The 23,529-nt window shown below is 68.6% G+C and carries 22 protein-coding genes and 1 tRNA gene; 11 read left to right on the top strand and 12 right to left on the bottom strand.

Annotation, left to right across the window (positions count from 1 at the left end; all coding sequences use genetic code 11):
- Position 1 precedes the first annotated feature (1 nt).
- Positions 2-775: a substrate-binding domain-containing protein gene (locus AC0QR5_RS12480; protein WP_329861950.1), complete on the bottom strand. Its 774-nt coding sequence runs from the start codon at positions 773-775 to the stop codon at positions 2-4.
- 38 nt (positions 776-813) lie between these two features.
- Here AC0QR5_RS12480 and AC0QR5_RS12475 point away from each other — a divergent pair, with 38 nt between their 5' ends.
- Complete coding sequence (locus AC0QR5_RS12475) at positions 814-1,212, top strand: DUF5997 family protein (protein WP_329861951.1); 399 nt, start codon at positions 814-816, stop codon at positions 1,210-1,212.
- 105 nt (positions 1,213-1,317) lie between these two features.
- Here the strand turns inward: AC0QR5_RS12475 and AC0QR5_RS12470 are convergent, their stop codons facing one another.
- Both AC0QR5_RS12470 and AC0QR5_RS12465 read right to left on the bottom strand, forming a co-directional pair.
- Positions 1,318-1,749, bottom strand: a complete 432-nt coding sequence (locus AC0QR5_RS12470) for a universal stress protein (protein WP_329861952.1) — start codon at positions 1,747-1,749, stop codon at positions 1,318-1,320.
- Between the two features lie 20 nt (positions 1,750-1,769).
- Entirely contained in the window at positions 1,770-2,468 is a 699-nt protein-coding gene (locus tag AC0QR5_RS12465) for a dienelactone hydrolase family protein (RefSeq protein WP_329861953.1), read from the bottom strand.
- A 145-nt stretch (positions 2,469-2,613) separates the two neighbouring features.
- Between AC0QR5_RS12465 and aqpZ the strand changes: the two genes are divergently transcribed.
- Entirely contained in the window at positions 2,614-3,357 is a 744-nt protein-coding gene (aqpZ, locus tag AC0QR5_RS12460) for an aquaporin Z (protein WP_430633725.1), read from the top strand.
- A 112-nt stretch (positions 3,358-3,469) separates the two neighbouring features.
- On the opposite strand, the gene AC0QR5_RS12455 is transcribed toward aqpZ, so the two are convergent.
- The 5 genes from AC0QR5_RS12455 to chrA form a co-directional block, all read right to left on the bottom strand.
- Positions 3,470-3,886, bottom strand: coding sequence for a hypothetical protein (locus tag AC0QR5_RS12455; RefSeq protein WP_329861954.1), 417 nt, complete (start codon positions 3,884-3,886; stop codon positions 3,470-3,472).
- 15 nt (positions 3,887-3,901) lie between these two features.
- Positions 3,902-4,300, bottom strand: a complete 399-nt coding sequence (locus tag AC0QR5_RS12450; RefSeq protein WP_329861955.1) for an SHOCT domain-containing protein — start codon at positions 4,298-4,300, stop codon at positions 3,902-3,904.
- 384 nt (positions 4,301-4,684) lie between these two features.
- Positions 4,685-5,413 carry a VIT1/CCC1 transporter family protein gene (locus tag AC0QR5_RS12445; protein WP_329861956.1) on the bottom strand — a complete coding sequence of 243 codons (729 nt, stop codon included), beginning with the start codon at positions 5,411-5,413 and terminating at the stop codon, positions 4,685-4,687.
- Between the two features lie 5 nt (positions 5,414-5,418).
- On the bottom strand, positions 5,419-7,377 hold the full coding sequence (locus AC0QR5_RS12440; RefSeq protein WP_054682432.1) for a heavy metal translocating P-type ATPase: 1,959 nt from the start codon (positions 7,375-7,377) through the stop codon (positions 5,419-5,421).
- 72 nt (positions 7,378-7,449) lie between these two features.
- Entirely contained in the window at positions 7,450-8,664 is a 1,215-nt protein-coding gene (gene chrA / locus AC0QR5_RS12435) for a chromate efflux transporter (RefSeq protein ID WP_329861957.1), read from the bottom strand.
- A gap of 217 nt (positions 8,665-8,881) precedes the next feature.
- Here chrA and mobF point away from each other — a divergent pair, with 217 nt between their 5' ends.
- Entirely contained in the window at positions 8,882-12,340 is a 3,459-nt protein-coding gene (gene mobF, locus AC0QR5_RS12430; RefSeq protein ID WP_329862016.1) for a MobF family relaxase, read from the top strand.
- On the opposite strand, the gene AC0QR5_RS12425 is transcribed toward mobF, so the two are convergent.
- The 3 genes from AC0QR5_RS12425 to AC0QR5_RS12415 all read right to left on the bottom strand — a co-directional run bounded on the left by AC0QR5_RS12425 (position 12,335) and on the right by AC0QR5_RS12415 (position 13,677).
- Complete coding sequence (locus tag AC0QR5_RS12425) at positions 12,335-13,120, bottom strand: Fic/DOC family protein (RefSeq protein ID WP_124894434.1); 786 nt, start codon at positions 13,118-13,120, stop codon at positions 12,335-12,337. The two genes, mobF and AC0QR5_RS12425, sit on opposite strands and share 6 nt — an antisense overlap.
- A 16-nt stretch (positions 13,121-13,136) precedes the next feature.
- The gene (locus AC0QR5_RS12420) at positions 13,137-13,343 is read right to left on the bottom strand and encodes a hypothetical protein (RefSeq protein ID WP_329861958.1); all 207 of its coding nucleotides are present in this window, start codon (positions 13,341-13,343) and stop codon (positions 13,137-13,139) included.
- A 109-nt stretch (positions 13,344-13,452) separates the two neighbouring features.
- Complete coding sequence (locus AC0QR5_RS12415; protein WP_240513601.1) at positions 13,453-13,677, bottom strand: helix-turn-helix domain-containing protein; 225 nt, start codon at positions 13,675-13,677, stop codon at positions 13,453-13,455.
- Positions 13,678-13,787: 110 nt separating this feature from the next.
- Here AC0QR5_RS12415 and AC0QR5_RS12410 point away from each other — a divergent pair, with 110 nt between their 5' ends.
- Both AC0QR5_RS12410 and AC0QR5_RS12405 read left to right on the top strand, forming a co-directional pair.
- Positions 13,788-14,348 carry a helix-turn-helix domain-containing protein gene (locus tag AC0QR5_RS12410; RefSeq protein ID WP_069600596.1) on the top strand — a complete coding sequence of 187 codons (561 nt, stop codon included), beginning with the start codon at positions 13,788-13,790 and terminating at the stop codon, positions 14,346-14,348.
- Between the two features lie 31 nt (positions 14,349-14,379).
- Positions 14,380-15,666 carry a tyrosine-type recombinase/integrase gene (locus AC0QR5_RS12405; protein WP_329861959.1) on the top strand — a complete coding sequence of 429 codons (1,287 nt, stop codon included), beginning with the start codon at positions 14,380-14,382 and terminating at the stop codon, positions 15,664-15,666.
- A 79-nt stretch (positions 15,667-15,745) separates the two neighbouring features.
- On the opposite strand, the gene AC0QR5_RS12400 is transcribed toward AC0QR5_RS12405, so the two are convergent.
- Positions 15,746-15,829, bottom strand: a tRNA-Leu gene (locus tag AC0QR5_RS12400).
- A gap of 276 nt (positions 15,830-16,105) precedes the next feature.
- Between AC0QR5_RS12400 and AC0QR5_RS12395 the strand changes: the two genes are divergently transcribed.
- The 6 genes from AC0QR5_RS12395 to AC0QR5_RS12370 are packed head-to-tail and all read left to right on the top strand — an operon-like array spanning position 16,106 to position 23,518.
- The gene (locus AC0QR5_RS12395; protein WP_329861960.1) at positions 16,106-16,834 is read left to right on the top strand and encodes a DUF3662 and FHA domain-containing protein; all 729 of its coding nucleotides are present in this window, start codon (positions 16,106-16,108) and stop codon (positions 16,832-16,834) included.
- Positions 16,831-17,316, top strand: coding sequence for an FHA domain-containing protein FhaB/FipA (locus AC0QR5_RS12390; protein WP_329861961.1), 486 nt, complete (start codon positions 16,831-16,833; stop codon positions 17,314-17,316). Before AC0QR5_RS12395 ends, AC0QR5_RS12390 begins: the two co-directional genes overlap by 4 nt.
- A 1-nt stretch (position 17,317) precedes the next feature.
- A complete protein-coding gene (locus AC0QR5_RS12385; protein ID WP_329861962.1) occupies positions 17,318-18,763 on the top strand; it encodes a protein phosphatase 2C domain-containing protein in 1,446 nt (481 codons plus the stop codon).
- Complete coding sequence (locus AC0QR5_RS12380; RefSeq protein ID WP_329861963.1) at positions 18,760-20,214, top strand: FtsW/RodA/SpoVE family cell cycle protein; 1,455 nt, start codon at positions 18,760-18,762, stop codon at positions 20,212-20,214. Before AC0QR5_RS12385 ends, AC0QR5_RS12380 begins: the two co-directional genes overlap by 4 nt.
- Positions 20,211-21,659 (top strand): peptidoglycan D,D-transpeptidase FtsI family protein, encoded by a 1,449-nt coding sequence (locus AC0QR5_RS12375; RefSeq protein WP_329861964.1) that lies wholly within the window; start codon positions 20,211-20,213, stop codon positions 21,657-21,659. The genes AC0QR5_RS12380 and AC0QR5_RS12375 overlap by 4 nt, the downstream gene beginning before the upstream one ends.
- The gene (locus tag AC0QR5_RS12370) at positions 21,656-23,518 is read left to right on the top strand and encodes a protein kinase domain-containing protein (RefSeq protein WP_329861965.1); all 1,863 of its coding nucleotides are present in this window, start codon (positions 21,656-21,658) and stop codon (positions 23,516-23,518) included. Before AC0QR5_RS12375 ends, AC0QR5_RS12370 begins: the two co-directional genes overlap by 4 nt.
- The last annotated feature ends 11 nt before the right edge of the window (positions 23,519-23,529 follow it).

Below are 23,529 nucleotides of genomic sequence, written 5' to 3'. Positions count from 1 at the left end.
CTCAGCGCTTGCCGCGGCCCCCGGGCTTGCGCGGGCCGCCCTTGCCGGAGCCCTTCGGCTTCCCGGAGCCCTTGGACGGCCCCGCACCCTTTGATCCGCCGGCACGCTGGCCGCCCCGGGTCGACGGGGCGGCCGAGGACTGCCGCCGCTTCTGCGCCTTCGCGGCCTCGGCCTGCTGGCGCTCCTGCACGGACGGCTGCCGGGACGAATTGGCGCCGCGCCCGCGCACGATCCCCACGAACTCCTCGATGAGCGGATCCTCGGGATCGTCGCCCTGCGGCCGGCGCCACGCCAGGCCGATCCGCGTCGTCGGCGCCCCGGCGAGCACGCGGTGGACCACGTCCTTGCGCTGGTACTGGCGGGCCACGGACAGGGGCAGCACCACGACCCCGGCGCCGGAACCGACGACCTCGAGCGCCATCCGCACCCCGCCGATCTCGGGCGGGTAGTCGTCGAGGTCCAGGACGGTGAAGCCGGCGAGCTCGGAGGCGGGGACCTCGTCGTCGTACAGTTCGACGTCGTGCTCCTTCGGTGCGCACACGACCGGAAGCTCCTCGTAGAGCGGGATGACGTGGAGCGCCGCCCCCGCGGGGGACTGCCCGTCGGGGAAGCGGAGGAACACGAGCTCGGCCCCGCCCCCCTCGAGCACCTCGAGCGGGTCGCCGGACTCGAGCAGTCGGGCCTCGACGGGCGCGTCGGGATAGCGGTCCCGCCAGCGGTCCAGCCACTTGCCCGGCGTGACCCCGGGGACGAACGCGATTCTCAGTCCTGGCACGCACCCACCCTACCGCCGCGGCCGGTACCCTTGAGGTCATGAGTCCCAAGACCCCGCAGACCATGAAGCCTGCCACCGCCGCGAAGAAGCTCGGCATCTACCTCTCCGCCGCACCCGCGGAGTTCCAGGAGAACGGGGTCACGCGCGAGGCGCTGAACGAGCTCCTCAACGAGCCGCCGCAGTGGCTCGTGGACCTGCGCCAGAACGGTCCGCACCCGCGCCCCGTCGTGGCGCAGAAGCTCAACGTCTCCATCTCCGGTCTGGCCCGCGCTGGCATCACCGAGGCCCTGACGACCGCCGAGATCGAGGCGCTGCTCGCCGACCGTCCGGAGTGGCTCCAGGCCGAGCGCGCCAACATGGCCGCCGTCCGCGCCGAGGAGAAGCGCGTCCGCGAGGCCGCCGCGGCGAAGCAGGGTTCAGGGCCCGCCGACGCCTGACGGGCGGACCCGAAGACAGCACGACGCCGGGGCCCCCTTCCGTCCGGAAGGGGGCCCCGGCGTCGTACCCGGCCCTGGTGCCCGCCCCCGAAGGACCGCGGCCCGCTAGCTGGCCGTCTTGACGATGTACACGTCGCAGGGGGCGTTGAGCGCGGTGGCGCTCGCGACCGAGCCGAGCACGCGGCCCAGCCCCTTCATGCCGACGTTGCCGACGACGATCAGCTGGGCGCTGCTGCGCGTGGCCTCCTCGACGAGCGCCTCGGCCGGCTTGCCCTTGACGGCGACGGCCTCGACCTGGGCGCCGGGGACCTGCTCGCGCAGCTTCACGGCGGTCTTCTCGGCGAGCTTCTGCGCCTGCTCCGCGTCGTCGAGGATCCAGGTATCGCTGCCGATCTGCACCACCTCGGTGTTGTCCTTTGCGTGGGCGGTGACGACGCGCAGCGTCGCGCCGAGGCCCGCGGCGACGGTGGCCGCCCGCGAGGCGGCCTTGAAGGACGTCTCGCTGCCGTCGACCCCGACGATGACCGTTCCTGACATGTGTTCCTCCTGGGTTGGTGTTACTTGACGTGCTGGTGCAGGAACGCGAGGGAGCGTTCCCAGGCCTGGCGGGACGCCTCGGGGCGGTAGTTGCCCTGCGGGTTGGCGTCGTTGTGGAAGGCGTGCGGGGCGTCGTAGTAGAAGAACTCGACGTCGGCCCCGGACTCGCGGCGGATCTGCTCCTCCTGGGCGCGGGCCTGCTCCACGGGGTAGAAGCCGTCCTGCTCGGCGTAGTGGCCCTGGACCGCGGCGGTGAGCCGCGCGTAGGAGTCCGGGACGGCCTGGCCCACGCCGTAGTAGGGGACGGCCGCCGAGACCCTGGGCCCCTGCTGCGCGGCGAGCGCCAGGACGAATCCACCGCCCATGCAGAAGCCGATCGCCCCGACGGTCTCCGACGTCACGGCGTCGAGGGAGAGCAGGTGGTCCACGGCGCCGGCGAGCAGGCGGGCGCCGTCCTCGGCAGGCAGGCGGGACATCATCTCGACGGCCTCGTCGCCGTCGTGCGTGATCCAGCCGCCGTAGAGGTCCGGCGCGAGCGCGACGAAGCCCTCGGCCGCGAGCCGGTCCGCGACGTCCCGGATGTGGTCCGTGAGGCCCCACCATTCCTGGATGACGATCACGCCGGGGCCCGAGCCCGACTCCGGCAGTGCGAGGTAGCCGTGGGCGGGCGTGCCCGCCGAGTCGAAGGCGGTGTTCTGGTGCGGGGTCTTCTCGGCCACGCAGGCTCCTTCCGAGGTTGCGGTTCCCGGTACCCGGCCAGTCTATGCGGGGCCGTCAACGCCCGCACGGGACAGGCCGGTGACAAGGACGGCCATCGGGGGCTACCTTGGGGATCACCATCGGCCTGCAGGGGAAGGACCGGCAATGAATCCATCACCACTCGCATCGAGGCTCGGGGCGGAGTTCCTGGGCACGTTCGTCCTGGTCTTCGGCGGCTGCGGAGCCGCGGTCTTCGCGGCCAGCGTGGTCACGGACCAGGACATCAACATGGGCATCGGCTTCCTCGGGGTGGCCCTCGCGTTCGGCCTGACCGTGCTGGTCATGGCCTACGCCGTCGGACACATCTCGGGCGGCCACTTCAACCCGGCGGTGACGCTCGGGGCGCTCCTCGCGGGGCGGATCGACCGCGGCTCGGTGCTCCCCTACTGGGTGGCGCAGCTCGTGGGAGCGACCGTCGCCGGCGCCCTCCTGCTGCTCATCGCGACGGGCAAGGAGGGCTTCGACCCGGTCGCGTCGGGGTTCGCGTCCAACGGCTTCGGGGAGCGGTCACCGGACGGCTATTCGCTGGCCGCGGCGCTCTTGATCGAGGTGGTGCTGACGGCCGTGTTCCTCTTCGTGATCCTCGGGGCGACCGACTCACGGGCGCCCGCGGGCTTCGCGCCGATCGCGATCGGCCTGGCGCTGACCCTGATCCACCTCGTCTCGATCCCGGTGACCAACACGTCCGTGAATCCGGCCCGCTCCCTCGGCGTCGCCTGGTTCGCCGGTCCCGAGGCGCTCGGCCAGGTGTGGTTGTTCATCGTGGCACCGCTGATCGGCGCGGCGATCGCGGGCCTGAGCTACAAGTACCTCTTCCCGAACACGGAGGACGTGGTCCTGGAGCGCTGAAGGCCGAACAGGACGACGCCGGCGCCCACCCCCCGGGGTGGGCGCCGGCGTCGTCCGCCGTTTCCGCGCCGACGAGGCGCGTGCGCGGGGATCGGGTCCCCTGCGCGCCAACTCAGGCCGGGCGGTGGCGCTGCTGCCGGGGCGTCCCCTGGCGGCGCTGCCACCAGCGGTCGATCACGAGGGCCGCGAGGATCCACGCGCCGAGGGCGGTGACGAGCCAGACGAGCACGGTGGCGGCGACCCACGCGAGGCCCCCGGTGATCTCGAGCCCGCCCGGGAACAGGGTGGCCACCCACAGCGCCAGGAGCGTGGACACCAGGCCGATCCCGCCGAGGACGGCGGAGGCGTACTTACGGGCCATGTTGAACACAAACGGCGCGAGGATGGCCTGCGCGGCCGTGAAGATGCCGACGGCTACGAGGAAGCCGCCGAGCTGGAGCGTGACGCCCTCGATGACCCAGGAGGCCACGAGGAGCGCGAGGGCGGAGCCGATCAGGTTGACGGCGATGGACAGGAGCAGGCGGATCATGGCCTCTTCCCTCCCCTAGGCGGGGGCGCCCGCGAGGGCGCGCTTCTTGAGCTGCTCGAACTCGTCCGCCGAGACGGTTCCGGAATCGAGCAGCGCCTTGGCCCGGGAGATCTCCTCGGCCGGGCTCGGCGCGGTGAAGGAACGGATGTAGTGCTCGGTGGCCTCCTGGGCCTCCTGCTGGCGCAGACTCGTGCGCACGGCCATGGTGCGGCCGCGGACGACGAGGTAGACGAGCGCCGTCAAGAGCGGCAGGAACACGAGGCAGACGAGCCAGAGCGCCTTCCACCAGCCGCCCAGTTCCTTGTCCCGGAAGAGGTCGCTGACCACGGCGATGACCGCGAACAGCGCAGAAATGAAGACAAAAGCCCAGAAGAACAAGACGATGATGCTCCAGAGAGAGCCCAGGATGTCCATGGCCACGTACCTCGCATTGAAGCAGTGCGCCCGGATGCGTCTCCGGGTGGACGGTCTCACAGGAAGGCCGGTATCGCCATCATCCCAGCCCAGGGGCGGATTGGTAAGTGATGGTTTCCGCATCGTTGCGCCGCCAGCCGATGCGGGGGAACGGCGAAGGCCCCGGATCATCCGATCCGGGGCCTTCGCGACTCGTGTGCGCGAGGGGGGACTTGAACTGATCCGTTCCCCCTCGCACACGAAATCGTGAATCGGCGTTCTGCCGCATGATTCCGCGCTTTCTGCGAGGCCCACCTGTGGATAACTGCACCGCGATTCACAACCTAGCAGCGTCGGTAGCACATGAGTTAGCACATGAAATCGGGCCGGATCACGAGAAGCGGCCTATCCGATGGCCACGCCAAAGAGTGCCCCAATGGCGTATGTGGCGATCATGGTCGCTGAGCCCATGACCACGTTCCGGAGAATTGCGCGACCGCGCGGCGCGCCACCGAGCGCAGCGCTGATCCAACCGGTGAGGAAGAGGCCGATCACAACTGCGATGGCTGCGATCCAAACTCGGTGTCCGCCGACGGGGAGCAAGATCATGATGAGTGGGATCAGCGCTCCAACGGCGAACGCAATGAACGATGACACGGCGGCTGCCCACGGGCTTGTGAACTCTTCATGGTCGATTCCGAGTTCGACCTCTGCGTGAGCGGCGAGAGCGTCCGTCTCGGTAAGCTGCACCGCGACCTGATGTGCGAGGTCATCTGAGAGGCCCCGCTGTCGATAGAGCTCGGTGAGTTCTTCAAGCTCCTCCTCGGGCATGGTTTCGAGCTCCCACCGTTCTTTTGCGATGAGCGCTTTCTCTGTGTCGCGTTGGGTGCTCACCGAAACATACTCTCCGCCAGCCATTGAGAACGCCCCGGCAACTACGGCGGCGATACCGGCCGTCGCGATTGCCAGTACGTTGTTTGGTGTAGCGGCAGCGACACCGACGACGACACCCGCGGTAGAGACGATGCCGTCGTTTGCGCCGAGCACCCCTGCACGTAGCCAGTTCAAACGTTGGCCCACGTTCTGCAGGTGGGCTTCGCCGGGATGCGGCGTGGTGCTTGAGTTGGATGCCATATTGTTCATTTCCTGTCTTGGGTCGTGCTGAAGTGAAGTTGTTCCGTCGATGCGACTGGTGATGATCGTGTGATTCGCTCAGATCGTGGGCCGACTGCACGGAGTGCGCCGAGGATGGCCACCAGGTCAACGACTTCTTGCAGCCACGCGCCGAGGAGTGCTGGGAGGAACCCGAAGGCGGCGATGAGCATGAGGCCGACGCTGATGATGATGCCGAGCCAGATGCTTTGCAGTGCGATCCGCACGGTGTCCTTGCCGATGCTCACCGCGCGCGGCAGGGCCGAGAGCGTGTCGTAGCGGTTCACGATGTCCGCAGACTCCGATGCTGCGGTTGCACCGCGCGCCCCCATTGCGAAGCCAATATCCGCAGCAGCGAGCACCGGGGCATCGTTGAGGCCGTCACCGACCATGATGAGCGGGCGGGGCTGCACGCTACTGACAATGCGAACTTTGTCGCCGGGGCGGCACTCCGCGTGCACCTCGCTGATTCCAAGGCGCCGCGCGATGGGTTCGGCGGTGGCTGCAACGTCTCCGGTGACCATGAGCGTACGCTCGATACCGAGTGCGCTCAGCTGACGGAGAGCCTGGGCTGCTTCTTCGCGCACTTGGTCGCGCATGACGATGGCTCCGGCGAAACGGCCATCGACTGAGACGTAGATTGCGAGTTCCCCAGGAGCAAGGTCTGCCAGCACGAGGTCCGGCGCGGAGTGGCGCACCCAGGAGGGCTTGCCGACACGAACCGTCACTGCCTCAGGTGCGTCAGGAGTGCGGAACACAGCCGCGACTCCGTTTGTCGCGATCTCCTCGGCATGTTCGGCTTCGACGAGCGACAAGCCGTGCTGTTTCGCGGCCTGCACGACGGAGTCCGCAAGCACGTGAGAGGAGTACACCTCCGCTGAGGCTGCGAAACGCAGCAGCTCGTCTTCGCTGGCGCGGTCGGCGGGCAGAAGGCGTTCGAGCACTGGCTTGCCGGTAGTGATGGTGCCGGTCTTATCGAATGCCGCCGAGCGGGCTCGTGAAAGCTGTTCGAGGGTGCCGCCGCCCTTGACGATCAGCCCGAACCTCGCGGCACGGCTCATGCCACCGAGAAACGCGACCGGCGCGGCGATCAGCAGCGGGCATGGGGTCGCCACCACCAGCACCTCGGCAAACCGGACAGCCTCTCCACTGACCGCCCACGCGATCCCGGCGATCACGAGCGCGAGCACTGTGAACGGCACCGCGTACCGATCTGCGAGCCGCACGACTTTGGCTTTGCTCCCCGCGGCTTGTTCGACGAGCCGAACAATCTGCTGATACTCGCTCTCGGCGGCCGGAGCCGCAGCCCGCATGGTGACTGCGGCTTGTCCATTCACCGCACCGCTCGACACTTTCTCTCCCGCGTCACGCTCAACGGGCAGACTTTCACCGGTCAATGACGACTCATCGAACACGGCGTGCTCGGAGACGAGGATCGAGTCCACAGGCACGAGTGCACCCGGCCGCACCAACAACAGATCACCCACCTCGACTTCTTCGACCGGTATGTCCTCGGTCGTGACCTCGGCAGTATGCCCGTGCATGTCCGCGCCGGGTGCGCTTGGGGCGAGGATGCGCGTGGCCTGCTGGGGTGCCTTACGCAGCAGCGCGGTCAGTTCCCGCTTCGAACGGTTCTCAGCGTAATCTTCGAGGGCCGCCCCGCCGGTGAGCATCAGCACCACCACGAGCGCCGCCCACGGCTCCCCAACGAGCACTGCAGCGGTGATTGCCGTCACCGCAAGAATGTCGAGCCCGGCGTGCCCTCGGATGAGCTGCCGGATCATCCCGACCGCCTCCCACCCGGCAATCACGAGCGCATACGCACCCACAATCCAGCTGGCCGACTCAATGGCCGGAGTCGCTAAAAGAACCAACCCGATCATAGCCACCAACAGTGTTGCGATCACGAGTGGATATGCCCTGACCAGAGATGAAAAACGGCTCATGCTTCAATCCTCCCAGGCGGGCACGCTTCTCGCATTGTTGGCCAGCCTCGCCTGAGTATCCGCGTAGCGCGTTCAGAGCAGCAATGCCCCGGCTCCTGCGGCCCCGAGCACTACCGCCCATGCCGCTGTTTTCCAGGACGTGAGTGCGACAAACGCGAGTGCCGCGACGACGAGTGATGCGGCGTTCGTGACACCCGCGGTGAATACGGGGTCGTACAGCGCGGCGGCGAGCAGCCCGACGACTCCGGAGTTCACGCCCGTCAGCACACGCTGCACTCTCGGCGCACGACGCAACCGCTCCCAGAAGGGCAGCACCCCCATCACGAGCAGCGCAGACGGCAGAAAGATCGCGAGCAGCGCAATGGATGCGCCGAGCAGCCCACTCGGGCCGCCCGTGGTGACCGCTCCGAGAAACGCGGCGAAGGTGAACAGCGGCCCTGGCACCGCCTGCGCGGCACCATACCCCGCGAGGAACGCACCCGGCTCCACCAGTCCAGTCTGCACTGTCTCAGCCTGCAAAAGCGGGAGCACGACATGCCCGCCGCCGAACACGAACGACCCCGCACGATAGAAGGTGTCAATCAGGCCTACCGTGGCGTTGCCGGTGAACACAGCAAAAATCGGCAACCCTGCGAGCAGCATGACGAACACAGCCGGGCTCAACCATCCGACTGCGGGCCGCAGGCGCACCCGGAAACGCGGTTCATCGTTCTCGGTCGTGCTCGGGGATCGACAGACGAAGAACCCCGCGATCCCGGCCAAGGCCATCGCGCCGAACATCGTCAGCGGGCCGGGTACGAGCAGCACGACAGTGAGCACCCCGACAGCAATCGTCGCTCGTCGCGCATCAGGCGTGAGTGACTTTGCCATCCCGAGCACAGCATGACCCACGACCGCGACCGCCGCAGCCTTCAGGCCCAGCACCCATCCAGCCTGCGATACGTCGCCAAGGGTCGATACGCCGAGCGCGAACCCGAACAGCAATACCGCAGATGGCAGTGTGAACCCGAGCCATGCCGCGACAAGACCGAGTATTCCAGCTCTCTGCAAACCGATCGCCATGCCGACCTGGCTTGATGCCGGGCCGGGAAGAAACTGGCACAATGCGACAAGATCCGCATACGCGCGATCACCCAGCCATCTGCGTCGCTCGACGAACTCTGCTCGAAAATATCCAAGATGAGCGACCGGGCCACCGAACGACGTGCACCCTAACCTCAAGAACACCAGAAGGACCAGCAATGGCGCGCCAAAGTCGGTTCGACGGCCACCTTCTGCGGATAACATTTCTTACTCAGAATGGGGCACCATCCGGGACTGGCGCTACTCGCCGCGCTGCATTCACGCAGTGTTCACTCGCGGCCCAGAAGCCGTCACCGACTTACGCGAACCTTCCGTGTCGCACAGTGCGATTCTAAGATCGCTCTGCTGACTTCTGAATGAACGTATGCTACCGTGGTAGATAGATAGAGTTTCTAGTTTAGAAACATTGGTGGTGAGAGCGATGCAGGGCGGCGTGATCTTGCTCCGGGGCACCGGGGCTGATGCGCTGCGCTATGTCGAGGCCGATCGCTCGCGTGCTGACGACTACTACCTGTCTGACAGCACCGGGGTTCAGTACGCGGTGCTCGACGCTTCGGGCGAGGCCGTGAGTAGTCGGGTGCTGACCGCTGACGAGTATGCGGGATGGGTGGACTGGATCAATCCCGATACCGGCGAGCAGATGGGAAGGCCTCGCCTCGCAGGGTTGGATCGGCAGGGGTCGCCCCGGTTCGCGGAAATGGTCATCAACACCCCCAAGAGCCTGTCCGTCGCTGCCGCCTTGCATCCCGAGGTATCCAAGGCGCTGGACGCAGCACAGCAGGACGCCCTGGCGGAGATTCAGCGGTGGCTCGCCCAGTACTCCGTGACTCGTGTCGGCCCGCGCGGCAAGCAGGAGGTCGTACCTATTGAGCACATGCAGGTGGTCGGCATCACGCACCGGACGAGCCGGGCCGGTGATCCTCACCGGCATATCCACATGCAGATCGGCGCCCGTGTCTGGGCGGCGGGCAAGTGGCGGGCGCTCGACACGGCGGCGACGTTCCGGCAGCAAGGCGCGATCCGCGCCCTCGGTACTGCCGTGATCGCCGCCAGCCCCGAACTCGCAGAAGTGCTCGACCGTCACGGCCTCCTCCTCGACCCGGTGACTGGCGAAGTCACCGAACTCGAACCGTTCAACGCGCTCATGTCGAAGCGCGGCGAGCAGGTGCGGAAGAACCTGGAACGGCTCGAAGCCGAGTGGGAGACGGCGCATCCGGGCGAGACGATGGGGCCGGTCGTCTCATCTCGGCTGACAGCGCAGGCGTGGGCGTATGAGCGCCCCGCGAAGAAGCCCACGACCTTGCGGGAAGAGGAAGCCTGGCTGACCGAGCTCCGCGAGGTCGGCTACGACCCCGAACACCTGGCCCGCATGCCGGCGCGTGTGCCGGTATCACCGGATGAAGTCTCGGTGCAGCGGATCGCATCGCGTGCGCTGGATCGTTGCGCCGCAGCAGAGTCGGCATGGACTCGCCACACCGTGCAGGAACACGCCACCCGCATCATCACCGAGGCGGGCGTGCGTGCCACCCCGCAGGAGTTGCGCGAACTGGTGACCGTTGCAACGACGCTCGCGCTCGAGGATTGCTTCTCGATCCTGCCGCCTGACACCGCTACCCCGGAGCATGTCGCGCACCTCACGAGTTTGCGGGTGGTGCAGGTAGAGACGGAACTGCGCGACCTCATCACCGCCCGAACACCCGACCGCGAGCCGAAACACGGCGACGTGCGCGAGCACGCGGCCGCACTCGGGCAGCAGCTTGACCCTGGCCAGCTCGTCGCGGCCGCAGCGGTCGCCTCGACTGATCCGTTGGTGATCGTGGAGGGCGCCGCAGGCGCGGGCAAGACCACGATGCTCGCCACCGCGATCCGCGCCGCTGAGCAGCGCGGCGGCAGGGTGCGGGTGGTTGCGCCGACCAAGCGTGCCGCCGAGGTCGCGCACCAAGAACTTGGCGTGCCCGCCGAAAGCGTCGCCGCCCTCGTCTACGCGTACGGATGGCGCTGGAACCAGGACGGCGTATGGACACGCCTCGCCCCAGGCGACACCGATCCGATGACTGGCGGAACCTACACCGGCCCACCCCGAGACGCGCAGTTGCGCCGTGGCGAGCGGATCGTCGTGGACGAGGCCGGGATGCTCGACCAAGACACCACACTCGCCCTGTTCACCGTCACAGCCGAGACGGGCGCAACCCTCGCGCTCGTCGGCGACCGCGCGCAACTGCCCGCAGTCGGCAGGGGCGGCGTGCTCGACATGGCCGCACAACTCAGGGGCCGCACGTTCGACATGGATGAGGTACACCGCTTCACCAACCCCGCCTACGCCGAGGCCACCGTGCAGATGCGCGACCGTCGCAACCCCGGCGAGGTGTTCGACCGGCTGCGCAAGCTCGGGCTGATCCGGCTCCACACCGATGCCGACGAACTGCGCGAAGACCTCGCCACCAGCAGACACGACGGCGACGCCGTCACCGTCGCATCGAATGACGAGGCGGCCCGGCTGAATGATCGCATCCGAGACGAACGCACCCGCGCGGGCATCGTCGACGACACCACCACGACCACCGGCAGCGACAGCCTCAGCATCGGGCGCGGTGATCTGATCCAGACCCGGCAGAACCGCGCCGACCTGGGCGTGGCGAACCGGCAACCGTGGATCGTCCAACGAGTCGAGCAGGATGGGTCGCTCTGGGTGCGTGACGCGCACAGCGACCGCAAACGCGAACACTCAATCCGCCTGCCCGCCGAGTATGTGCGCGAGCACACCCACCTCTCCTATGCCGCGACCGCCTATGGGGTGCAGGGCGTTACCGTGCCCGCCTCACACACCGTCCTCACCGAGCAGATGGGCGGCGCGACCGTCTATGTTGGCATGACCCGCGGCCGAAACGAGAACACCCTGCACGTCGTCGCGGAAAGCATGGCCGACGCCCGAGCGCAGTTCATCGAGGCGATCGAACGCGACCGCGCAGACCGAGGACTCGCCGACGCGACCGAACGCGCGGCCGAAGCAGTGCGCGGCCTCGTCGCTGACGGCCCGGTGAAGCTCGTCAACGACGAGGTTGTCCGACTCCTGCGTGACGCTGAGCGCGCCGAGCGAACGGCCGAGAAGTGGGAGCAGATCGCGGAGCGGCTCGACCAGCAGCAGGCCAACCACCAGGCGGAGGACGAGCAAAGCGCCGAGATGATCCGCGCCGCCGAGACTCACACAGCCCAAGCCCGCGCCGAGGTCGTCGCGGAGTTGGTGCCGCAGGCCGTCGAGGACGGCGAAACCTACCTCACAGCCGTCACCGCCGAGAGCACCACATCGGAACGGCTCGCCACGTCGGGCAGGTTCGGACGACGCCGAGCGCGACAGGAGTACCAGGCCGCGACCGAGCGCACCCACACGGCACGCGAGCAGGTGCGCGACGCCTGGGGTGTACTACCGCGCCACGGTGACGGCCTCACCGAGTGGGCCACCACCGCTGCCGAGCGGCGTGCCGAGAACGACCCGCGAGTGATCGACGCTGACCGCCGCCTCGCGGATGCGCAGTCTGGGCGGGCGGCGCTCAAAGACCAGCACAACCGCGAACGCCTCACGCTGCTCGCGCGAGAGTTGGGGGTCGAACGGGTGCGTCGTGACCCGATACGAGCACGGTTCATCCGCCCCGACCGCGAAGCCCGCAACGTGCACGCACAGGCGGCGGTGGCGCGGCGCGATGCCGAGGAATTGCGCGCCCTGCCGCCCGAGCAAGCCGCCGCACTGGTCGAAGTGAAGCGTGCAGCGGCAGAGCAGGTCCGGCAGCTTGCCGCTGACCGCGCGCGGCGACTGCGCGGCACGGTCGAGCAGAACCACCCGAGCACAGAGCCACGGCGTGACGGCCCGAGCCTGGGCTTATAGGCCGAGCGAGGGGCCGCTGCGCGGATCACAGGGCGACGCGCCACCGAACGCCTCAGGCGGCTGGAGGTTCCAGCGGCGCTGCCGGGCGGCGTCGAGCGCGCGATCCAACGTCTCCGGGTCGCGCACCGACCGGCGAGTGGTGAAGCCCTGTGCGTGCCCGTCCAGGCTCGCCGTGAGCCGGTCGGAGCGTGCGGCGTCTTCGACGGTGACGAGGTTCGGGCGGATCAGCGCGTCAAGCCCGGAGTGATCTTCCACGATGGCGAGGGTGCGGGCATGGGCGAACACGTCGCCGGGGATCTGCGACCAGTCGATCACCCACCCGGCATCGCGGGCGAGCTGGTTGAAGAAGACATGCTGACTGCGCGTGTTCACGTCACGGAACGGATGGATCGCCGTCGTCTCACCCCACACCCACGCCAGCCCATCCGAGAACGCATCCACGTCCAGGTCGCGCAGGTAGTCGCGCTGGGCGAGCGCACCAAACACGCGCTCCGTCTCGGGAACGATGAACTGCGGGCGGCAATGCGCAATGCCGGTGCCGCCGGGATGGGTGTCGGTGGCGCGAATCTCGCCACCCCAGGAGTACATATCTTGCGTCAGGTAGGCGTGGATCGCTTGCAAGTGCGGCAGATCGTAGCCACCAGCGACGGGGTGCTCGCGTAGCGCACCCATGCGGGCACCGATGAAGTCGGCCTCAGCATCTTTCCAGTCGTCGTAGTCGGTGATGCCGAACGTGTTGACCAGAACATCGCTGCCCGGATAGGTGTACCGATCAGGCATCGCGACGCCGAGCGGTTCAGGCGGTGCGAGCGGCCAGGCGTGCGCGGGTACGGGCGGCGATCACTTCGACAGCCTCGTCCACGGTGATCTCGCCGCGCACCTGGCGGGCCAGAAGCTCCAGCCCCTCGGGGGTCATCTGCTCACCGGCGGTCTGCTGCCCGGCCTGCACCTCAGTGAGCACGCACTGAACGTGCGCCTCGGATACGCGAGTCTTCGTCGCCATAATGGGGTGCCTCCTTGTGGTCGGCTTCGTGAGTTCAGTCTACGCGGCACGTCCGACAAAGCGCCGGACGACCAGCACGGGAGTGCCGAATCGGCACCACCAGCCCTGTTCACCGCGCGGGGGTGCCGGGAACCGTGGAGTGTGCGTCGTCGCCGTCGAAGATGCGCAGGAACTTCTCTCGTGGAATCACGACCCGCCTGCCGAGCTTCACGGACGGGATCGACCCGTTCTCGATGCTCGCCGTGATCGTGCGGGGATCGACCCCGAGCGCCGCCGCAGCCTCCGCCCGTGTAATGACCGCGTTACGGGAGGCCCGTAAGTCGTCCAATGTCACCGATATGTCTCTCATCGCCCTGCCTGCCGTCCCTAATCAAGAGTCCTGAGTTCCCAATAAAGTACAGTATGGTGCTTGACGAGTCAAGAGCGGGCATGTACGTTCCTAGTATGGAAACAGAACGAGTGCGGGGAAACCCCGCCGGGATCACGCACGAGCACGTCGCCCAGAACCTCCGCACCGCACGCCAGGCCATCGGCATGGACGTGCGCACCGCCGCCCGGCTGATGACCGAGGCGGGCCGAAAGCTCGCCCCGTCGGGGATCAGCAAGATCGAGAACGGCGACCGGCGCGTGGACGTGGACGACCTCACCGCCCTCGCCTACATCCTCCGCACCACACCCGCAGCTCTTCTTACCCCGCTTGCTGAGGCGGTCACGCTGACCGGGGTGCCCGAGTCGTTCCTACCCGAAGAGATACAGGCATGGGTCGCAGGCGCCGTGAAGCTCACCACCGAGGACTTGGTGCGCTACTGGAAAGAGCAACGCTTCCAAGCGATCAACTCGGCGCACTGGGCCGAGGAAATACTCGCCAAGTACGACCGCGGCCAGGTTGGTATCACTCCGCGCGAGGTGTACCAGGAACGCTACGACGTGCAGACCGCCCGCGAGGAACACGCCACCGGCAGGCTGTTGCAACTCGACCCGAACGCCTCACTCGCGTTCGAGTAACGAACCACCACGAGAGAAAGGAGCAAGGTCTATGGCACCAGCCAGTCACCCGCCGCCGGACGAGGCGGCACCGAGCAGCGTTGAGGGGGTGAAGCAGAAGCAGCAGCGACGTTCCCGGTCGCGGCATCAGGGATCGCTGGGCGACTACCAGACCCGCAAGGGGCGACGGTGGAAGTTCCAAATCTATGTGCTGATCGACCCGGAGAAGCCCGAGCTGGGCGAGAAGCGGCTCACCCGTGGCGGGTTCACCGACCTCGAAGAAGCACAGGCCGCGCTCACCGAGGCGCTACGAAAGAAAGCGAGGAACGAGAAGTTCCAGGGCAAGACCCCCACGGTCGGTGTGTACGCCGAGCATTGGATGTCGAGCTTGCGGCTGGCCGATTCCACGATCAAGGGGTATCGGAAGATCATCCGTAACCACATCACCCCCGACCTGGGTCGCATCAGGATCGACAAGCTCACCGCCACCCGCATCGGCTCCCACTACCGGGAGTTGGAAAAGAGCGGGCGCAAGGACGCGTACGGCAAAGGCAAACCACTCTCGGCCAACAGCATCCACAAGGTGCACGTCGTCCTCGGCGCGATCCTCGACGCCGCAATCGACGATGGGCTGATCCAAGTCAACCCGGCAAAGAAGAAGCGCACCGTGAACGCCCCGAAGTCGTCACAGGTTCGAGCGCAGAAACCGGAAATCGTGACCTGGACGGGCGAGCAGCTACAGACGTTCCTCACTTGGAACGAGAAGGAACTGCAAGACGAACTGTTCCCACTGTGGCGACTGATCGCCTACACCGGGATGCGACGCTCCGAAGCTCTCGCGCTCAGATGGAACGACATCAACACCAAGACCGGGCGCATCAGCATCCGGCGAGCGGTGAACACCGAGGACTGGACGACCACCAAGACCACGAAAACGGGCACCGCCCGCGTGATCGACGTGGACGCCGCGACCCTCAAAGTGCTCGCCTCCTACAAGGTCGCCCGCGCCGAAGTGTCGTTCGATTTGGCGAAAGCCGATGCGTATGTGTTCGGTGACGACGAGGGCAAGCTGCGCTCACCCGACGCCATGACGAGCCGCTGGGATCGCCGCATGAACTGGCTCGCCAAGGCACACCCGACGCTGCCCCGCGTGACGATCAAGGGGCTGCGCCACACGCACGCCACACTCCTGCTGGAGCTTGGCGAGCATCCCAAGGTAGTACAGGAGCGCCTGGGGCACTCCACCATCACAACCACGATGAACATCTACAGCCATGTCACCCCGACGATGCAGAAAGCCGCAGCAGACCGCTTCGCGGCCCATCTCGGTGGGGCTTAGCACATATCTCAGCACATGGCACGAAAATGACCCCCAACCCGGGGATCTAAACCCCAGGTCAGAGGCCATTTTCTGTTCGTGCGCGAGGGGGGACTTGAACCCCCACGCCCTTGCGGGCACTGGCACCTGAAGCCAGCGCGTCTGCCAATTCCGCCACTCGCGCAGTGCGTGATTCTCCGGCTTCCCGTAGAACAGCGAGATCAATCATAAGCACCAGGGGCGCGATCCTCCTAATCGGCTCCGGCCCGTGATCCGGGCCACGCGGGGAACCCGGGACGCCGGCGGGACGTTTCGAATTGGAGGCGATTGCACCCGGCTCGAACCCAACCCGGGGCAAGACCAGTAGTATCGAACAAGCACGGGCCAGCCCGCCCCGCGGCCCGGCCGCGCCACGGGAGGCCACACGGAACGGAAGATCGGACCCGAGAGGAGCAGCGCCATGGGCTTGGTGGACAACGTCGAGCGCGGCCTGGAGAAGCTGGTCACCAGCGTCTTCCGCGGTTCCGGATCCTCCGGCGTGCAGCCCGTGGAGATCGCGAGCCGGCTGCGCAACCAGATGGACCGCAACACGCTCTCCCTCTCGCAGGGGCGCACGCTCGCCCCCAACGTCTTCGAGGTCAAGCTCGGCGCCTCCGACTACGCCAAGGCGCGGCAGTGGGGCCCCGCCCTCGCCGAGGAGCTGTGCGACGTCGCGATCGAGCACGCCAAGAGCCAGCGCTACACCCTGCAGGGCGCCGTGCGCGTGTCCTTCTCCAAGGACGCCGACGCCCGCCCGGGCGACGTCGCCGTGGAGACCTCGATCGCCAAGGACTCCGCCCCCTCGCGTCCCGCCCCGCCCGCCGCTCCGGAACGGCAGCCAGCCCGCCTGCAGCCCGTGCTGGACCTGGGCGGTCAGCGCTACGCCCTGAACTCCGATTCCGTGGTCCTGGGGCGCTCCTCCGACGCGGACATCCCCGTGGAGGACCCGGGCGTCTCGCGCCGCCACCTGGAGATCCGCAGCGAGCGCGGCCGCGCGTGGGCCGTGGACCTCGGCTCGACCAACGGCAGCTACGTCAACGGCCAGAAGGTGGACGGCCGCGAGGAGCTCTTCGACGGCTCGGTCATCGCGATGGGCCGCACCCGCATCACCTTCCGGCTGCTCCCCCAACGTTCCGGAGGCCGCCCGTGACCGAACTCGTCCTGACGGCCCTGCGCCTGGGCTTCCTGATCCTGTTGTGGATCCTGATCCTGAGCATCGTGGCCGCGCTACGGCGCGATCTCATCATCGGCAAACGCGCCCGCACCGGGACGGGGACGGCCTCCGCGGCGCCCGCCGCCGGGGTCGCACCCCGCGCCGAGCCCGAGCAGCCGCCGCGCCAGCAGGCCCGCAGCCTCGAGGTCCTGGAGGGACCGCTCACGGGGACGAGCCTCGAGCTCGCGGCGAGCCCCATCCTGCTCGGCCGCGCCCAGGAGGCCACCCTCGTGCTCGAGGACGACTACGCCTCGGGCCGCCACGCCCGCCTCTTCCCGCAGGGCAGCCGCTGGTTCATCGAGGACCTGGGCTCCACCAACGGCACGTTCCTCGGCGATTCCCAGCTCACCCGCGCCCAGCCCGTGGAGCTCGGCCAGAAGATCCGGATCGGGAAGACGGTCATGGAGCTGAGGCCGTAGCATGGCCCTCACCCTCCGGTTCGCCGCCGCGACCGACGTGGGCAGGATCCGGTCCAACAACCAGGACTCCGCCTACGCCGGGCGCTACCTTGCCGTCGTCGCCGACGGCATGGGCGGCCATGTCGGCGGGGACGTCGCCTCGGCGTCCACGGTGCTGGATCTGGTGCACCTGGACCAGGAGACCACGCAGGACATCGAGACGGTGCTGCCGGATGAGATCCAGACGGCGAACTCGATCCTCAACGAGCTCGTGAGCGCCAACCCGAAGCTCTCCGGCATGGGCACGACCGTCACGGCGCTGCTGCTCACGGGCGGCGTCTTCCAGTACGCGCACATCGGCGATTCCCGCGCCTACCGGCTCAAGAACGGCGAGTTCGAGCAGATCAGCCGCGACCACACGTTCGTCCAGCGCCTCGTCGACGAGGGCCGCCTGCGCCCCGAGGAGGCCGAGCACCACCCGCACAAGAACGTGCTCATGCGGGTCCTCGGCGACTCGGACGCGAGTCCCGAGCTGGACATCGCGCAGTACCCCGTCACCCCGGGCGAGCGCTGGCTCTTGTGCTCCGACGGCCTCAACGCCGTCGTCCCGGACGCCATCACCGAGCAGATCGTGCGCGGGACCGCATCCCTCCAGGAGACGGCCGACGACCTCGTCGCCGTCACCCTCGCCAACGGCGCCCCCGATAACGTCACCGTCGTGGTCATCGAGGTCGCGGACGAGGACGACGACGGTGCCGCACCGGCGTCGTTCTCCTCCACCGGCGGCGCGGGGCAGGCCACCGCGACCGAGGCGGCCCCGGACACGGGGATCCTCCAGATAGCCCGGGAGGGCGACGTCGAGGCGAGCGCCGCCGTGATCCGCCACGAGCTCTCCCACCGGCCCCACGTCCTCGTCGGCTCGGCCCTGCTCGCGACGCAGACCGGGCACATCCCCATGGTGACGACCCGCTCCGCGGAGAAGCGCGCCGCGGCCATCCTGACCCACAAGGCCGCCGTGCCCGCCGGGCAGTCCGGCCCGGAGGCCGAGTCCACCTTCCAGGCGAAGGCCCCGTCCCGCCCCTGGCTGATCCCCGCCTTCCTCGGGCTCATGGGCCTGATCCTGGCCACCGTGCTGTGGTTCGGCTACGCGTGGACGCAGACCCAGTACTACGTCGGCAACAACGCCGGCCGCGTCGCGATCTTCAACGGCGTCTCGCAGGACCTGGGGCCGATCAGGCTCTCGCGGCTGGACCAGACCACCGACATCCCGCTCGAGGCCCTCCCCGCCTACACCCAGCAGCGGATCAAGTCCTCGCTGCCCGCGCGGGACCTCGAACACGCCCAGGACATCGTCACCGAGCTGCTCACCACCGCCCGGCAGAACTGTCCCGTGGTGGTTCCCGCCGAGCCGGGAAGCGGCATCTCGCCCACCGTCCCGCCGTCCTACTGCAGCGAGGTGTCCCCATGACCGACGTGCAGACCGCCCCGGTCTCCCGGCGCAACACGGAGCTGTGGCTCCTGGTGCTCGCGCTCGGCGTGGCCGTCGGGGCCAACTACCTGGCCAGCGCCACGAACCCGGCGGGCCCGGATCCCGACTTCGTCCAGCAGGGCGCCGTCCTCGCCGGACTCGCCCTCGCCGTGCACATCGTCCTGCGGATCTGGGCGAAGTACGCCGACCCCATCATCCTGCCGTGCGTCGTGGCGCTGAACGGGATCGGGATCGCCATGATCCACCGGCTCGATCTCACGACGGGCGACTCGGCGGCCACGCGGCAGCTGCTGTGGACCGGGGTGGCCATGGCGGCCGCGATCATCACGCTGTGGGCCCTGCGCGACCACCGCGTGCTGCGGCGGGCGACCTACATCTTCCTCCTGGCCAGCGGCGTGCTCCTGCTGCTGCCGCTCGTCCCCGGGCTCGGGGCCGAGATCAACGGCGCCCGGATCTGGGTGCGCATGGGACCGCTGTCCTTCCAGCCGGGCGAGCTGGCCAAGATCACGCTCTCGATCTTCTTCGCCGGATACCTCTCCAACAACCGCGACCTGATCCTGCTCGCGGGGCGCAAGTTCGGGCCGCTGCAGCTGCCGCGCGCCCGGGACCTGGGGCCCATGGTCGTGGCGTGGCTCATCAGCATCGGCGTGCTCGTCTTCCAGCGCGACCTGGGCTCCTCGATCCTGTTCTTCGGGCTCTTCATGGTCATGATCTACGTCGCCACCGCGCGGATCAGCTGGATCGTGATCGGGCTCGGCATGGTCGCCGTCGGCGGCGTCCTGGCCGCCCGCTTCATGGGCCACGTCACGCGCCGCATCGACGCCTGGGTCAACGCCTTCGATCCCGAGGTGATCAACCGGCAGGGCGGCAGCGGGCAGATCGTCCAGGGGCTCTTCGGGCTGGCCAACGGCGGCCTGTTCGGCAGCGGGATCGGCGGGGGGCGCCCCGACCTGGTGCCCTATGCCAACTCGGACATGATCGTCGCCGCCCTCGGCGAGGAGCTCGGGCTCATCGGCATCACGGCGATCATCCTGCTCTACGTCCTGCTCGTCAGCCGCGGCATCCGCGCCGCCCTGGGCACGCGCGACGCGTTCGGGAAGCTCCTCGCGGCCGGCTTGTCCTTCACGATCGGCCTGCAGTGCTTCGTGGTCATGGGTGGCATCACGCGGCTCATCCCGCTCACGGGCCTGACCACGCCGTTCGTCGCCGCGGGCGGCTCCTCCCTCCTGTCCAACTGGATCATCGTGGCCCTGCTCCTGCTCGTGTCCAACAACGCGCGCCGCCCGGCCGCCGTCGGACCGCTGACCGACCTCGAGGTGGCCACGACGGCGCCCTCCGGCGAGGGCGGCGGGCGGCGGGGCCGCCCGGCCGGCCGGACCCCGAAGCGGGCCGCGCCCGGGACCCGCGACGCCGAAGGAGGCACGGCATGAACCAGGCCATCCGCAACGTCTGGATCGGCGTGATGGTGCTCTTCCTGGCCGTCATGGGCGCCTTGAGCTACATCCAGTTCTTCGCCGCCGCCGAGCTCAACGCGAACCCGCTGAACAACCGCCAGCTCTACCGCGACTTCGACCTGGCCCGCGGCGCGATCCTCGTGGACGGCGAGCCCGTGGCCGAGTCGGTGCGCTCCGACGGCCAGTTCGAGCACCAGCGGCGCTACAACACGCCGCTGCAGTACTCCCACCTCACGGGCTTCTACTCGCTCGCCTACGGCTCCACGCACCTCGAGTCGGCCAAGAACCCCGAGCTCACGGGCCAGAGCGACAGCCAGTTCTTCACGCGCCTCGTGAACCTCGTCTCCGGGGCCAGCAACGAGGGCGCCTCGGTGGAGCTGACGATCGACGGCGAGCTGCAGCAGCAGGTCTACGACATCCTCCCCGACGGCGTCCAGTCCACCGCGATCGTCTCCGATCCGCGCACCGGCGACATCCTGGCCATGGTCTCCAAGCCGGGATACGACACCAACAAGCTCGCCGTGCACAGCACGTCCCAGGCCTCCGCCAACATGGCCGAGCTGCTCGAGACGCCCGGCCTGAGCCCCTACATCAACCCCGCCACGGGCCACCTGATCTCCCCCGGATCGACCTTCAAGATCCTCGACGTCGTCGCCGCGCTCGAGTCCGGGGAGTTCGACCTCGACACGGTCTTCGAGAACCCGGCGAGCGTCCAGCTCCCGGGGACCACCGCGGAGATCAGCAACTTCGGCGAGGGCATCTGCACCCAGCGGCCGCAAGCGCAGCTCGACTTCATCATGGCCCAGAGCTGCAACACGCCGTTCGTGGAGATCTCCCGGACGGTCGGCGAGGACGCGCTGCGGGACGTCACCGAGCGCTTCGGCTTCGGCCAGCAGATCGACTTCCCGACGCGCGTGGCCCCCTCGGTGTTCCCCTCGGAGCTGACCGCGGCGCAGCTTGCGCAGTCCTCGATCGGGCAGTTCGACGTCAAGGCGAGCCCGCTGCAGATGAACATGGTCGCCATGGGCATCGCCAACGACGGCGTGATCATGAAGCCGAACCTGGTCCGCAAGGTCGTCGCGCCGGACCTGCGGGTCCTGGAGGAGACGCAGCCGGAGGAGTTCAGCACGGCCACGACCCCGGAGGTCGCCGAACAGGTCACCGAGCTCATGCGCGGCCCGCTCGACGGCGGCACGGCCGCCTCGGCCGCCATCCCCGGGCTCGACATCGCCGCGAAGACGGGAACGGCGGAGCTCGGCGACGGCACGGACCGCGTCAATTCGTGGATCACCGGCTTCGCGCCCGCGGACGACCCCCAGGTCGCCGTCACAATTGTTGTAGAGAAGATCGATTACGCGACCGGCCACACGCTGACCAGTCCCAACCTGAAGAAGATCCTAGAGGCGGTGTTCAACAAGTGAGGCCAACATCGGGTATCACCCTGGGCGGACGGTTCAAGCTGACCGACCGCATTGCCATCGGCGGCATGGGTGAGGTCTGGAAGGCCCAGGACCAGATCCTGGGACGGACCGTGGCCATCAAGATCCTCAAGGAGGAATACACCGGGGACCCCGGCTTCCTCCAGCGCTTCCGGGCCGAGGCCCGCCACACGGCGCTGCTGAACCACAACGGGATCGCGAACGTCTTCGACTACGGCGAGGAGTCCGGCTCCGCCTACCTCGTGATGGAGCTCGTCCCGGGCCAGCCGCTGTCCTCGATCATCGAGCGCGAGAAGGTCCTGAGCCCGGACCGGACGCTGTCCATCATCGGCCAGACCGCCCGGGCGCTCGCCGCCGCGCACGCGCAGGGCCTCGTGCACCGCGACGTCAAGCCGGGCAACCTGCTGATCATGCCCGACGGCCGCGTGAAGATCACCGACTTCGGCATCGCCCGGATCGCCAACCAGGTGCCGCTGACCGCGACCGGCCAGGTCATGGGCACGGCGCAGTACCTGGCGCCGGAGCAGGCCACGGGACAGCAGGCCACGGGGGCGAGCGACATCTACTCGCTCGGCGTCATCGGCTACGAGTGCCTCGCCGGCCGACGGCCGTTCTCGGGCGAGTCGCAGATCGCGATCGCCCTCGCCCAGGTCAACGACGCCCCGCCGCCACTGCCCGATTCCCTCCCGGCCCCCGTGCGGGCGCTGCTGATGTCGATGCTCGCGAAGTCCCCGGCGGACCGTCCCGCCGACGCGACCCGGCTCGCCGAGGCCGCTGACGCCCTCCGTGCCGGCAACGTCAAGGCCGCCCAGGCGGCGGTTCCCGGCATGCTGCTCTTCGCCGCGGACACCTCCGCGACCGCCGCGATCCCCGCCGGGGACACCGCGACGCAGGCCCACCCGACGACCGTGAACGAGCCGGCCGCGCCGAGCACGAGCGCCCTGCCCGCCGTCGGATCCGCCGCCACGGCCGCGGCCGCCGGTGCGGCGGCGGGCGCGGCCACGGGGCAGCAGCGAGCGGCCGACGACTTCGACTCGGTCCTCGGCGCGAGCCGCACCTGGAACCCGGACGACGACGAGGCCGCGGTGGACGCGGAACCGGCACCCGCGGCGCCGAAGCGGAGCCCGTGGACGTGGCCGCTCATCGCCCTGATCGTCCTGGTGCTCTTCGCCGTCCTCGGCACGTGGCTCGTCCCGCTGCTCACGGGTGCCGGGGAGGAAACGAGCCCGCCGCCGACGAGCGCGAGCCCGACGAGCGCGAGCCCGACGAGCTCCGCCGCGACCACCTCGGCGACGAGCACGTCGGCCAGCCCGACCTCGGACTCGCCGTCGCCGACCACCCCTGCCCCGGCGACCGTGACCGTGAACCGCAACGAATACCTGGGCCTGCAGCTCGAGGACGCCCGCGCCCGCCTCGAGGGCCTCGGATTCAACGTGACCGACCGGCCGCGGGAGACCGAGGCGCAGCCGGAGAACACCGTCATCGACATCGACCCCACGGGGAGCCTCGCCGAGGGCGCCACGGTCAACCTGGTCTACGCCGTCCCGCCGGAAGAGCAGGACGTCGACGTGCCGAGCGGGCTCGTCGGCCAGAGCGAGGAGGCGGCCCGCGCCGCGATCTCGGCCGCCGGCCTGACGCCGGTCTCGGGCGGCTCGGTGGCCAACGACCAGCCGGTCGGCACGGTCGTCTCCACGAACCCCTCGGGCGGCACGCCGGCCACCCCGGGATCCGAGGTCGTCTACGTGCTCTCGACGGGCCCGTCCACGACGAGCGCCCCGCCGACCAGCCCCTCGCCGGATCCGAGCGGGGAAGCCAGCTCGCCGCCGTCGGACAACGGCTAGGCAGCGGCGGA

This window comes from Arthrobacter sp. J156 (assembly GCF_056172865.1).
This window is presented reverse-complemented; position numbering and strand designations above follow the sequence as displayed.